This window comes from Streptomyces specialis, assembly GCF_001493375.1.
GTDB lineage: Bacteria > Actinomycetota > Actinomycetes > Streptomycetales > Streptomycetaceae > Streptomyces > Streptomyces specialis.
Genome location: NZ_LN929763.1, coordinates 150859 through 163206, shown reverse-complemented (window position 1 = coordinate 163206; position 12348 = coordinate 150859). Strand labels below are relative to the sequence as shown.

Genomic DNA, 12348 nt, shown 5'->3' with positions numbered 1-12348 from the left:
AGGAACACGCAGATGCCCAGCACCCCCAGCCCGACCGAGCTGGGCCTCATGCCCTTCGCGACCGCGGCCCTCGACTTCCACCGGGTAGTCACCATCCCGGGCGGCGCGCTGGTCGTCCCACGAGCCGAACTCGACGCCGTGCACGCCCATCTGGTGTCCCTGCTCCGCCTGCTCGACGCACATGCCACCCGCGCCGCACGCCTCGCACCGGTCGAGGGCGACCATCTGCGTGCCGCCCGTGCCCGCGTCTGGCAGGCGGCCGACCACACGCACGCCGCGTATCACGTGGCTCCCCGGCCCGCGTCCAGCAAGGCATCGGCACGGTCCGGACTCCCCGAAGGCCCGCCGGAGCTGACGATCTGCCAGCGGCATCAGCGAGCCGCGCACCTGATGCGACGCCGTACGACACCTGCCGACCTGCGGGCGTCGTTCACCGGACTCGTCCGCCACTGACCGGAGGCACTGCCATGTCCACCCCCCGTGCCAGCGCCACACCGCTGTTCGTTCCGCGGACGGCATCGCGCGCCGAGCAACGCGCCGCACGCGCCGAGGCCCGTCGCCGGGCCCGTCTTGCCCGGACCACACCGCGAAGCGCGGACCGGGAAGGAACCGACCCGGCGCTGCGGGCGACTTATCCACCGTCCGGACGCCCCGGCCCCGCATCGGCGCGTGGCGGGAAACTCCGACTCCCCGCCCACCGGATGACCACGGCCACGGTCAGCGGTGCTTATCCGTTCCTCGCGGAAGGGGGCCTGGGCGCCGAGGGGATCTTCATCGGCCGGGACGTGCACGCCGAGGCGGCGTTCTGCTACGACCCCTTCTCCCTCTACAACAGCGGACGCGTCGACGGCTTCACCAATCCCAACGCCGTGCTGGCCGGAATCATCGGCATGGGCAAGTCGGCACTGGCCAAATCCCTCGCCACCAGGGCCATCGCTCACGGCTACCGGGTGTACGTGCCCTGCGACCCCAAGGGGGAATGGACCGTCGTCGCGCAGGCCCTGGGCGGCCACAGCATCGCCCTCGGACCGGGGCTCCCGGGACGGATGAACCCGCTGGACGCCCCGGCCCGACCCACCTCCGTACCCGAACGGGCCTGGCTGACCGAGATCCGGAAACGACGCCTCCTGCTGTTGGCGGGCCTCACCCGCACCGTGCTCAAGCGCGATTTGCTGCCTGTGGAGCACACCGCTCTGGACCTCGCCCTCGATCTCGTGGTCGCCGACGCGGAAGCCCACGGCGCGGTGCCGCTCCTCGGCGAGGTGGCGGACGTCCTCGGCTCGTCCCGTCGCCTCGACCAGGCCCTCGGCGACCACGCCGGCCGCATGGGATCAGCGGCGGAGGACCTGGCTCACGCCCTGCGGCGACTCGTCCACGGTGACCTGTCGGGAATGTTCGACGCACCGAGCACCGTGGCGTTCGACCCGACCGCGCCGATGCTGTCGATCGACCTCTCCCGGCTCGGCGGCACCGGTGACGACACGGCCCTCGTGCTGGCCATGACGTGCGCGAGCGCCTGGATGGAATCCGCCCTCGCCGACCCCGCGAGCGGCAAGCGGTGGGTCATCTACGACGAGGCGTGGCGCGTCATGCGCCATATCGCGCTCCTCGAACGCATGCAGAGCCAGTGGAAACTGTCACGCGGTCTGGGCATCGCCAATCTCATGGTGTTCCACCGGCTGTCCGACCTGCTGTCGGCGGGCGACGCCGGCTCCCGGGGACGCGTGCTCGCCGAAGGTCTCCTCGCCGATTGCAGCACCCGGATCATCTACCGGCAGGAGCCCGACCAACTCGGCGCCGCCGCCTCGCTTCTCGGCCTGAGCGGGGTCGAGACCCGGGCCGTCTCCGCTCTCACCAAGGGGCGCGGCCTGTGGAAGGTGGCGGGCCGGAGCTTCGTCACTCAGCACCTCCTCCACCCGGAGGAGAAGGCACTGTTCGACACCGACGCCCGGATGTCCCCCTGACCGGTACCCCGTAGCTCCCGCCGACAGGCATTCCGCACACCCGATCGCCCAGCGAACCGACCACTGCTCCGAGGGAGTTGAGCCCGTGGATTCGAGAAGAGCGCAGCGCGCCCCGCCCCAGCCGACCCGCCACCACTCTCTGGATCCGCCATGCCCTCACCGCACACCGGCACCCCCTCACCCACCCCCGCCATCGACGCGCTGCTCGGCCTGCTCATCGGCACCGTCACCGCCGCCCTCGCCTTCGGCTCGCTCGCCTGGCTGTCCGGCAACGTCACCAACGCCATGGCCGGAGCAGGCGGTTGGACGCCGTTCGCGCCCAGCGACGCGCTCGTCCGTCCGGACGCGCTATGGCCGGCGCTGAGCCCCGCCGCTCTGCTGATCGGCGTGCGCCTGACCCCCGGCCTCCTTGCCCTCGCCGTCACGGCCGCGGGAGTGGCCCGGTGGCTGCGCGTGCGCGGCGGCTCCCGGAACGGCCTCGCCCGCCGGGCCGACCTCGCGCCGCTCCTGGCGCCCGAGATCACCGCCACCGCGAAGAGTCTGCGGCCGGGCCTTTCACACCTCGACGCCGGAACGATCTCCCCCGCCGACCGCGGCATCCTGCTCGGGACTCTGTCCCCCGGCCGCGCGGAAGTCCGCGCCTCGTGGGAGGACGTGATCCTCGCGATCATGGCACCCCGGAGCGGCAAAACCTCCGCCCTGGCGATTCCCGCCATCCTCGCCGCACCCGGCGCCGTGGTGCTCACGTCCAACAAGGCGGCCAACGACGCCTTCACGGCCACGCTCGACGCCCGCGCGCGGGTCGGCACCGTCTGGACGCTCGATCCCCAGCAGATCGCCCACCATCCCCGCGAGATGTGGTGGGACATCCTCGCGGACGCCCGGGACCTGGCCGGCGCCAAGCGGCTGGCCGGGCACTTCGTCGCCGCCTCGGTGGACGAGTCCCACGGCAGCGACTTCTGGTCGACGGCCGCCGCCAACACTCTCGCCGCGCTCTTCCTGGCGGCGGCCTCCTCCCGCCGTCCCATCACGGATGCGCTCGCGTGGCTGGCCACCCCGGCCGACCGCACGCCGATCGACCTCCTCACCGACGCCGGACACCACGCGGTCGCCGCCCAGCTCCGGGGCACAGTCAGCGGCGCCACCGAGACCCGGGACGGCATCTACGAGACCGCCCGGCAGTACGCGAGTTGCCTGCTGGACCTGGAGGTTGCCGCCTGGGTGACGCCCTCCGCGTCCTTGCCCGAGTTCCGCCCGGCCGACTTCGCCGCCTCCCGCGACACCTTGTATCTGCTCAGCAAAGACGGCGGTGGCTCGGCGGCGGCCATCATCGCGGCTGCCGCCGACGCGGTGATGCGCGCGGCCGTCATCGTCGCCGAACGCTCCGGCGGGCGGCTCGACCCACCGTGCCTGTGCGTCCTCGACGAGGCGGCGAACGTGTGCCGGATCTCCGATCTGCCGGACCTGTACTCGCACTTGGGCAGCCGAGGCGTCATTCCCATGACGATTCTGCAGTCCTACCGGCAGGGCCAGAAGTGTTGGGGCGAAGCGGGGATGGACGCGCTGTGGAGCGCGGCGACCATCAAGGTCATCGGCTCGGGCATCGACGACAGCGACTTCGCCGACCGCCTCTCCCGGCTGATCGGCGACCATGAGGTCCGGACGACGTCGGTGTCCACCGGCGAGAGCGGCAAGTCCACCTCCGTGTCGACGCGGAGCGAGCGCGTCCTGCCCCCGGACGCCATCCGGGCCCTGCCGAAGGGGAAGGCGCTCCTGCTGGCGACCGGTATCCGAGTCGCGATGCTCGACCTGAAGCCCTGGTTCAAGGGCCGCTCCGCCAAGGTGATCGGCCCGGCCTCGGCTCACGCGACCCGGGCGATCACCGAACGCGCCCGGGCCAAGGGGACCGACCGTGACCTCACCGGATTCTCGGCGTGAGCGCCCCGGCCCTGCGCGTCCTCTCCCTCGGTGCCGGTGTGCAGTCGACGACCTTGCTGCTCATGGCGGCCGAAGGGCGACTGCCACGACTCGACGCGGCGATCTTCGCCGACACCGGCTGGGAACCCCGCGCTGTCTACGACCACCTCGACCGGATCGAGCGGGAGATCGCGAAGCCCGCCGGCATCCCGATCCTGCGGGTCTCCGCGGGCAACATCCGTTCCGACGCCCTCGATCCGGCCAAGCGGTTCGCGTCGATGCCGCTGTTCATCCGCAACCCCTCCGGCAGCGAGGGCATGGCACGGCGGCAGTGCACCAGCGAGTACAAGATTCGGCCGATCAAGAAGAAAGTCCGGGAGCTGCTCGGCCACCCACACCCGCGACGGGTGCCCGGCGGGGTCTTCGTCGAGCAGTGCATCGGCATCAGCGTGGACGAGTTCCACCGGGCGAAGGACGCGGACGTCGCCTACATGAAGAACCGCTTCCCGCTGATCGAGGACGGCCTCTCCCGGGCGGACTGCCTGCGGCTGCTGCGCTCACGCGGTTTCGGGGCGACGCCCAGGAGCGCCTGCCTGGGCTGCCCCTACCACAGCAACGCCCAGTGGCGGGCCCGGCGCGACGGCGCTCCGGGGGAGGGGCGGGACGTCGTCGCGTGCGACGCCGCGATCCGTTCGGGCAACGCCCGGGCCACCGCGGACGGCGCTCCGCTGCTCGGCCAGGCGTACCTGCACCGAAGTCGGCGTCCGTTGGACGAGGCGCCGATCGACCGCGTCACCGCTCGGGAGTGGGCCGACCGCCAAGGGGAGCTGGCGGAGTGCCTCACCGAGGACGAGTCGGAGCCCCAAGGGGCGGGCGGCTGCTCGCCCTGGTCCTGCCGCTCGGACACCGTCAGGCAAGACGATGTCGACCTCGCCGTCTGATCCCCACGCGGCGGACGGCACCCCGGCCGCCGAGGCACAACGGCCGCTCATCGGGTCGCTGTGCTCCGGTTACGGCGGTCTGGACCTCGGAGTCCGGGCCGTCCTCGGCGGCTCACTGGCCTGGCACGCGGAGACCGACCCCGACGCGAGCAGGATTCTGGCGAGGCACTGGCCAGAGGTACCGAACCTCGGAGACATCACCACCGTCGACTGGGGCTCCGTCTCCCCCGTTTGCGTAATGACCGCCGGCTTCCCGTGCCAGGACGTATCCGTTGCCGGACGCCGCGCCGGACTCCACCCGCACACCCGCTCCGGACTGTGGTTTCACATCGCCCGCGCGGTAGAAACTCTCCGCCCATGCCTCCTGGTGATCGAGAATGTCCGAGGACTGCTCACCTCTCCCGCCGGTTCCCCTGGCGAACTGGAACGCTGCCCGTGGTGTCTGGGAGACACCACAATTCGGCCTCCTCTGCGGGCACTTGGCGCCGTACTCGGATCCCTGGCCGACCTCCGGTACGACGCGCGATGGCTCCTGCTACGTGCCAGCGACGTCGGCGCCCCACACCGGAGGGAACGCATCTTCGTCACCGCCTGGCCCGCCGAACGTGCTGTTGAAGACCCCGACGAGCAGCCTCGGGACAAACGGCTGCTCGCAGGATCCGGCGAAGCGAAAGCAGGGTGGCCACGGCCCGACGCTGGCGGACGAGATCGAATGGCTGTTGCCGACCCCGACCGCGTCCGAGGGGCTCAGGGGCAGTCCGGGCCGACGGTACGGCCGGGGCGGCCCGACCTTGTCCTCAGCCGCGGCCGCGCTCCCGCGCGATGCGCGTCCGGTCACGCGCCGGACCTCGCCGCCCACGCCAACTCTGCCCCTGTGGAACGAGCCCACCCCGGACGGGGAGCCCCCATCAACCGGTGGGGACCCTACGCCGCAGCCATCGCCCGATGGGAGACGCTCACGCGCCCCGCGCCGATGCCCACCGACTCGGCCGGACGGCTGCGCCCGGAATTCGTCGAGTGGATGCAGGGCCTGGACGCCGGCTGGGTGACGACAACCCCGGGGATCACCCGCGCCGCCATGCTGACCGCCCTTGGCAACGGCGTCGTCCTCCAACAAGCCGCCGAAGCAGTGCGGTTGCTGGCACCACCCCTCCCGCGCCACGGCTGCTGCCTCGCCGCGTAGCGCCCCTCTACCCGCATTCTCCGGCCGCTGCAAATCACTGAACGTCCGGACCATCGACTGCGCCAACGCCTCGTACGGATGGACGTCCCCCAGCCATGCCCGACACGCCCCAGAACACTCCCGCCCCCTTCCGCGTCTCCGACGACGACCTCGAGGACCTCGCCAGCACGCTGGCGAAGACCGTCGCCCAGGTGCGGCAGCACGGCCTTCTCCTCGACCGCATCAGCGACGCCGAGCCCCGTGCGGGCGACTCCGCCCGGAAGCGGGACGAGGGTCCCGCCTCGGCCTTCATCCTCGCCCTCGACGGTGACGCCTACGCCGCCGAACTCGCGGCGCTCACCGACTGGGTCAACTACCTCTTTCTCCCCGTCTACGGACGGGAGATCAGCACCACTCGTCCCTGGTGCCACCGGTGGCACGAACACCCGGAGGCCGTGGCCCGCCTGCACGCGCTCTGGCTCGCGTGGCAGCAGCTCACGGACATCGACGCCGGCCCCACCGGCCCGTCGGTGTGGCATCGCGACCACCTCGACCAGGCCCTCGTCCATCTCCGCGCCCCCGACGGCCCCTTCGCCGCCTGCACCACCAGCCCCGGCCGTCCCCACCACCGACTCCACCGCCCCCCCCCCCTTCCGCCGCCCGCGCCGGAGGTGAACCCATGACCACCGTCACGTATACCCGCCGCCTGATCGAGCACCGTTACGGCCGCCCGCTGGAGGAATTGCACGACGAAGCCGAAAGTCCCACGACACACGACCCCGTACTCCCCATCATCCTGCGCCGCTACGCGACCCTCGCCCAGACCGGGGAACAGGCCCGCGACGCCCGCCGCGGCCTGGACCTGGCCTGGCAACGGTGGCGTTCGGGCGGACACGACCTCGACCTCGCCGAACCGCCCCTGCTGTTCACCACGGAAGTCGTGAATCTGGAGCGACAGGAGCGGTTGGAGGCCGAACTCCTCTGGGACCTTCTGGACCTCCGCCTCCTCATGGACCAGCGAACCTTCCGGCCGGAAGACGCCGCACCGGCCGACCACCCCGCCGACTTCGAGAGCGTGATGCGTCTCGCCCGGCGCGTCGCCGACGAGTTGCCACGGCTCAATCGCGAGACCCTCCGACAAGCGTTGCGGACCCACGGAATGTCCATCAGCAACGAGCGCCTCGGCGCCGTACTCCAGCGCCTTCGCGCCGAACGCGACCACCGGTAACCGGTTCCCCACCTCGCACCGCATCCTCTGGAGCCCCCGCGATGTCCAATGCCGCCTCCGCCGGAAACACCCTTATCACCGCCGTCGACACCGAGCACGTCGAGAAGACGCTTTCCCTGATCGCCCCGAAGTGGACCACATGGTGCGCGCAAACCCTGGCCCAGCACGACCGTCCCATGCGCCTGCGCGACATCGCCGAACAACTGCCGTTCGTCGCCACCCAGCTCCTGCACAAGCGTCTGTCGCACATGCACGCCGACGGCCTGGTGACGCGTCCGGACGACCGACGTGGCGCCCCCTACCGGCTGAGCACCCATGGCTCGGCTCTCGAACCCGTGCACCGCGCCTTGTCGGAATGGTCGCGCGCACAGGTGCGCCCCGACCCGGTGGCCGACGCCGAGCGCATCGAAGACGCACTCGGCCGACTGCATCTGCGTCACTCCACGGCCGTGATCCAGTTCCTCGACGCCGAAGGCCCCTCCCGTTTCGTCGACATCGCCGAGGGGGCCGGGCTGGACAACGGCATGGCGAGGCAGCGCCTCATCCGCCTCCAACTCGACGGCCTCGTCACCCGCGACGGCCCGCACCACGGTGCCCCCTACCTGCTGACGGATGCGGCCCGCGGGCTGGGTCCCGTCTACGGCGCCGTCTCGCACTGGGGTGACATTCTCGCCGGGCGCCCGCCCAGCGCCTCCCCCACGGCGACGGTCACCCAGGATCACGCGGCATCGCGACCGACGCCACCCGATCCCCGTTCGACGGCCGCGCTGCGCCGTACGACGGTCGCGACCGACGGGCTGTTCAGCCATGCGCCCCAGCCTCAGCGGCCGGTGCCGGCGGCGGTCACCGCCCAGTCCTTCCCCCCCCGCCACCGATGACGTCCTCGCCGGACCGGCTCGCTCCCCACACGCGGATGCTGGTCCACCCGCTCTATCTCGCCGGCCCCGGGGACACCACCGCCATCGAGACTTCTCTGCGCGGCACGGGACGTTGGGGCAGGGTGGTCACCCGGGCGGGCCCGCTGCTCGCCGGCCCCTGCCACGACGTACTGGTCGCCCAGTTCACCGATCAGGACGGCGGATGGAGGATCACTCAGTACCGCGAGCCCCTGGGCATGCCCCTCTGGACCGCGACCTTCTCCGGGAGCACTCCCGCCGAGATCACCACCGCCTTCACCGCGGCGCTCGACCAGTGGCTGAACACCGCAGACCACGACCATCGCCCCATCAGCCCGATCGGCATCCTGGCGGAGCGCGGCTGGGAATCGAGTGAGGCCGCCGGGCATCTCTACCGGCACTCCCCCGACAGCCACGCATACCTGCGCCTGAGCACACGCGATTTCGACGAGTACGCGGAGCTGGAGGGCCGGTGTCCGGCCCAGTGGACGATGTACGCCGGAGTCGAGCAGGTCAACGGCGAACGCTGGCAGGCCCACTTCACCGCCGCCACACCACTGCACCTGATCCGCGAGGCCACGCTCGCCCTCAGCAGCCCGACTCCGGTGGAACGCCCCCTGCACGCCATCCCGGAGCGCAACCTTCCCTACGTCACGGCCAAGCCCGCCGACACGACCCCCGCCCCGCGTTCGGCAGCCGCCCTCGCACGTACCCCTCACCGTCAGCAACTCGGCACGCGACCACCCACGCCGCCGGGCCCCACCACCCCGCCGTCGGCCTCCCCACCGCGCGGTCGTTGACCTGCACCGGAGCATCTGTGCCACACATCCCGGACGCCGAGCGTTGGCGCGAGTACCACGTCACCCCTCGCTACCTGGCCGGACCGACCTACACCGGTGATCCCGCCATCCGGCCCCTGCGGGACGCGGGCTGGGAGCTGACCCGTGATGAGCTCGCCAACGTCTACATCACCGCTCCCGACCAGACGGTACGGGTGGGCTACCTGCCGGAAGGCGAGGAAGTGCTCTGGAAGTTCACCGCGTATGCCGATCCGTTCATCGCGCCGCACTGGCTCGTCACGTTCGACCTCGACACTCCGACCGAGATCGTCGCGGGCTTCACGGAACGGCTCGCAGCCGCGCACCGCGACGGCCCCCGTTCCTACCTCGCCGGCTCCAACACACTGTCCGCACGCCTCGACGCCGCCACCCCACTCGCGGCAGCGGACTGGAGCCATCGTTACGCCGACACCGGCGTCTCCTTCCGCTCACCGGACGGCCTGGCCGAAGTCCACCTACGCCAGCAGCATCTCCTCCACCAGGACGAGATCACCGGCCGCGAGGCCCGCTGGCTGGTGACGGCCGGCCCACCCGGCAAACAGTGGCAGGCAACCGCGTCGTCCCTCACCCCGAACCACCTGGTCGCGGCGATGCACGCCGCCCTCGTCAACCCCCCACCCCCCCCCCGCCCCCGCCCCCCCCCCCCCCCCGCCGCCCCCCCCCCCGCCCCCCCCCCCCCCCCCCCCCCCCGCCGCGCCGAACCTCGCCCTAATGTGCTAGCGCTCCCCGACACCTCCACTATCCTCTTCGTCGGCAGCGTCAGAGGTGTATAAGGGACAGCTCCCGACCCAGCGCTCATCCCCACCCCCGAAGTCCCCGGGCCCGAGGCGCGGTCATTGACCGCCCGCTGCTGTTCTCGGCACAGCGACTACTCGCTACAGGCACCATCGCCTTCCGTACGTGATCGCTTCGAGGTTGTTCCGGTGAGTAGAACGGCTATTCACTCACGCAGTCGGGGCAATGCTGGTGTGCTGTGTGAACTCGCTGATGCGATCAGTAAGTATTTTCGTCTGCGCTGGACCAAGCCCCTCGACGAGGCGCTGGGGGACTCGGGTACGTCATCGCGACCGTCCGTGGAATGTCCCGCCGGGCGTTCGGGGTGCAGAGCCTCCAAACAAGAGGAGAACGAGTTTGACAGCGGACACCGTGACCGGCGCACCGGTCGGCGTGCCTACGGGCGAGAGAGGCCGACGCCTATGTCGCCCACCGCCGACGGCCGACCGTACCCCGGCGTCCTGATGTACACCGACGCCCTGAGTTGGCGCCCCTGGACGCGGACCATGGCCGACCGGCTGGCGTCGCACGGCTACACGGTCCTGGTGCCCACTGTCTACCACCGCGCCGGACGCGCACCGGTGTTCTCGCCGCCGCCGTTCGTCGACTCCGTCCGGGGCGCGGAACTCTTCACCCAGGTACGGCCCCCGTTCCGGTCCCTGGCCCCGGACGTCGTGGGCGAGGACTCCGAGCACTATCTGCGCTGCTCGCCTCGTCGCCCCTGGCCACGGAGGGCCCCAGCAGATCGACCGCCTGAACATGCCACTGACTGCGGGAGTCCCCCGCGACGCCGCGATCTACGAGGGCGCGTCCCACGGTTTCACCGGCAAGGACACTTAGGAGTACCACGAGCCCGCGGACACCCCGCACGTATGGGAATTCGTGGCCCTCTTCCGCGCCCACCTCCCGGCACCAGGACACCCGGACCGCGCACCGGGGCCGGGGCCGGGGCCCGACCCAGCGTGAGCCGCCTCGCCTTGAGCCCGGCAGTGTCGGGCTCGGGAAGCGGTGGTCACAGGCCGAACGCAGGCTCCGGTCAGCGTGCCGTGTCGGGCGGACGGCGGGCGAAGACGGCTATGTCGCGGTTCATTGCCAGGATGAGGTCGCCGTCCGGGGTTACGGCCATGGCCTGGGCCGCGGCCGTGATGATGATTCCTTCGGCCTCACCCGTCCGCAGATTCCACATCCGCACCGTGTCGTCTGCGCTGATGCTGACGGCAACGGGCTGCCCGTCGAGCGCCGTGCACGCCACCGCACGCACCGGGCGGCTGTGGCCGGTCATCGGCTGCCCGACCGGCTCACCCGCCGCCAGATCCCACACCCGCACCACCCCGTCATAGTCGCCGCCGGTGACAGCGACCGGACGGCCGTCGAGCACCGCACACGCCACCGCACCCACTCGGCGGCTGTGGCCGGTCATCGGCTGCCCGACCGGCTCACCCGCCGCCAGATCCCACACCCGCACCACCCCGTCGTGTCCGCCGGTGACAGCGACCGGACGGCCGTCGAGCACCGCACACGCCACCGCACGCACCGGGATGGTGTGGCCGGTCATCGGCTGCCCGACCGGCTCACCCGCCGCCAGATCCCACACCCGCACCGCCCCGTCATAGTCGCCGCCGGTGACAGCGACCGGACGGCCGTCGAGCACCGCACACGCCACCGCGAAAACCGGACCGCTGTGGCCGGTCATCGGCTGCCCGACCGGCTCACCCGCCGCCAGATCCCACACCCGCACCACCCCGTCATAGTCGCCGCCGGTCACAGCCACCGCGCGGCCGTCGAGCACCGCACACGCCACCGCACCCACCGGACCGCTGTGGCCGGTCATCGGCTGCCCGACCGGCTCACCCGCCGCCAGATCCCACACCCGCACCACCCCGTCATAGTCGCCGGTCACAGCCACCGCGCGGCCGTCGAGCACCGCACACGCCACCGCACCCACCGGACCGCCGTGGCCGGTCATCGGCTGCCCGACCGGCTCACCCGCCGCCAGATCCCACACCCGCACCGCCCCGTCATAGTCGCCGCCGGTGACAGCGACCGGACGGCCGTCGAGCACCGCACACGCCACCGCACCCACTCGGCGGCTTATGCTCTGAGTCTCAGTTTACAATACACGTTGTACGAACTATACTGTGACAGCCATGTGTTATGGTATGCTGCGACTCGGCGGCGTCAAATGTGTGGAAGAGTTAGTGTGTAGGGGTGGGCGCGGGACCAGTCGCGGGTGGCGTCGGGGTGGTAGGGGACACGGTCGATGAGGGTGTCGGTGAAGGCCTGGTGGATGGCCTGGGGGCTGGTGTGGTGGCGGAGGTGTTCGGCAAGGGCTTGGTGGTAGAGGCGGTAGGCGGGGCGGCCGTGTTCGGTGGCTTCGACGACGTAGGAGCCGGCGGCAGCCCGCAGCCACATCAGGTCGTCGTCGGTGTAGGTGCGGCCGGGGATGGCTGAGGCCAGGGGGGCCCAGATGTCTTCCCAAGGCAGGCCCTGGCCTTCGGCGAAGGCCAGGGGCCGCAGCAGGTCAACGGCCCTTTGCGTGTGGTGGCCCAGGCGGGCGAGGTCGTTGCGCATCGCGTCGCCGGGCAGGCGTGGCAGGCTCGCGCGCCAGGCGGGGTCGTGGGGGTCAG

At 71.5% G+C, this 12348-nt stretch carries 11 protein-coding genes and 2 pseudogenes; 11 read left to right on the top strand and 2 right to left on the bottom strand.

Annotation, left to right across the window (positions count from 1 at the left end):
- The first annotated feature begins 12 nt into the window (after positions 1–12).
- The 11 genes and pseudogenes from BN2279_RS04430 to BN2279_RS31140 form a co-directional block, all read left to right on the top strand.
- On the top strand, positions 13–453 hold the full coding sequence (locus tag BN2279_RS04430; RefSeq protein ID WP_059006615.1) for a DUF6238 family protein: 441 nt from the start codon (positions 13–15) through the stop codon (positions 451–453).
- A gap of 14 nt (positions 454–467) precedes the next feature.
- Positions 468–1964, top strand: coding sequence for an ATP-binding protein (locus tag BN2279_RS04425; RefSeq protein WP_059006613.1), 1497 nt, complete (start codon positions 468–470; stop codon positions 1962–1964).
- 150 nt (positions 1965–2114) lie between these two features.
- Positions 2115–3902, top strand: coding sequence for a type IV secretory system conjugative DNA transfer family protein (locus tag BN2279_RS04420; protein WP_059006612.1), 1788 nt, complete (start codon positions 2115–2117; stop codon positions 3900–3902).
- A gap of 53 nt (positions 3903–3955) precedes the next feature.
- Positions 3956–4822 (top strand): adenine nucleotide alpha hydrolase family protein, encoded by an 867-nt coding sequence (locus tag BN2279_RS04415; protein WP_059006757.1) that lies wholly within the window; start codon positions 3956–3958, stop codon positions 4820–4822.
- Positions 4803–5369: pseudogene (locus tag BN2279_RS30230) on the top strand (DNA cytosine methyltransferase); the annotation flags it as partial. The gene BN2279_RS04415 and the pseudogene BN2279_RS30230, both read left to right, overlap by 20 nt.
- A 426-nt stretch (positions 5370–5795) precedes the next feature.
- A complete protein-coding gene (locus BN2279_RS30225) occupies positions 5796–6005 on the top strand; it encodes a hypothetical protein (RefSeq protein WP_234347450.1) in 210 nt (69 codons plus the stop codon).
- 95 nt (positions 6006–6100) lie between these two features.
- Positions 6101–6667, top strand: a complete 567-nt coding sequence (locus BN2279_RS04405) for a DUF4913 domain-containing protein (RefSeq protein WP_059006608.1) — start codon at positions 6101–6103, stop codon at positions 6665–6667.
- Complete coding sequence (locus tag BN2279_RS04400) at positions 6664–7212, top strand: hypothetical protein (protein ID WP_059006606.1); 549 nt, start codon at positions 6664–6666, stop codon at positions 7210–7212. The genes BN2279_RS04405 and BN2279_RS04400 overlap by 4 nt, the downstream gene beginning before the upstream one ends.
- Positions 7213–7253: 41 nt before the next feature.
- Complete coding sequence (locus BN2279_RS04395; protein ID WP_059006604.1) at positions 7254–8090, top strand: winged helix-turn-helix transcriptional regulator; 837 nt, start codon at positions 7254–7256, stop codon at positions 8088–8090.
- Positions 8087–8908, top strand: coding sequence for an SPDY domain-containing protein (locus tag BN2279_RS04390; protein WP_079031827.1), 822 nt, complete (start codon positions 8087–8089; stop codon positions 8906–8908). Before BN2279_RS04395 ends, BN2279_RS04390 begins: the two co-directional genes overlap by 4 nt.
- Before the next feature lie 1235 nt (positions 8909–10143).
- Positions 10144–10281: pseudogene (locus BN2279_RS31140) on the top strand (dienelactone hydrolase family protein); the annotation flags it as partial.
- A 476-nt stretch (positions 10282–10757) separates the two neighbouring features.
- Here BN2279_RS31140 and BN2279_RS04380 read toward each other — a convergent pair.
- A complete protein-coding gene (locus tag BN2279_RS04380) occupies positions 10758–11687 on the bottom strand; it encodes a WD40 repeat domain-containing protein (RefSeq protein ID WP_234347432.1) in 930 nt (309 codons plus the stop codon).
- Between the two features lie 212 nt (positions 11688–11899).
- Positions 11900–12292, bottom strand: a complete 393-nt coding sequence (locus BN2279_RS29740) for a hypothetical protein (protein WP_059006596.1) — start codon at positions 12290–12292, stop codon at positions 11900–11902.
- Positions 12293–12348: the final 56 nt, after the last annotated feature.

Bases quoted from the DNA above. Each gene is read 5' to 3' on its own strand.
- BN2279_RS04395 (WP_059006604.1), top strand. From the start codon at position 7,254: ATGTCCAATGCCGCCTCCGCCGGAAACACCCTTATCACCGCCGTCGAC.
- BN2279_RS04400 (WP_059006606.1), top strand. From the start codon at position 6,664: ATGACCACCGTCACGTATACCCGCCGCCTGATCGAGCACCGTTACGGC.
- BN2279_RS04420 (WP_059006612.1), top strand. From the start codon at position 2,115: ATGCCCTCACCGCACACCGGCACCCCCTCACCCACCCCCGCCATCGAC.
- BN2279_RS04405 (WP_059006608.1), top strand. From the start codon at position 6,101: ATGCCCGACACGCCCCAGAACACTCCCGCCCCCTTCCGCGTCTCCGAC.
- BN2279_RS30225 (WP_234347450.1), top strand. From the start codon at position 5,796: ATGCCCACCGACTCGGCCGGACGGCTGCGCCCGGAATTCGTCGAGTGG.
- BN2279_RS29740 (WP_059006596.1), bottom strand. From the start codon at position 12,292: ATGCGCAACGACCTCGCCCGCCTGGGCCACCACACGCAAAGGGCCGTT.
- BN2279_RS04390 (WP_079031827.1), top strand. From the start codon at position 8,087: ATGACGTCCTCGCCGGACCGGCTCGCTCCCCACACGCGGATGCTGGTC.
- BN2279_RS04380 (WP_234347432.1), bottom strand. From the start codon at position 11,687: ATGACCGGCCACGGCGGTCCGGTGGGTGCGGTGGCGTGTGCGGTGCTC.
- BN2279_RS04425 (WP_059006613.1), top strand. From the start codon at position 468: ATGTCCACCCCCCGTGCCAGCGCCACACCGCTGTTCGTTCCGCGGACG.
- BN2279_RS04430 (WP_059006615.1), top strand. From the start codon at position 13: ATGCCCAGCACCCCCAGCCCGACCGAGCTGGGCCTCATGCCCTTCGCG.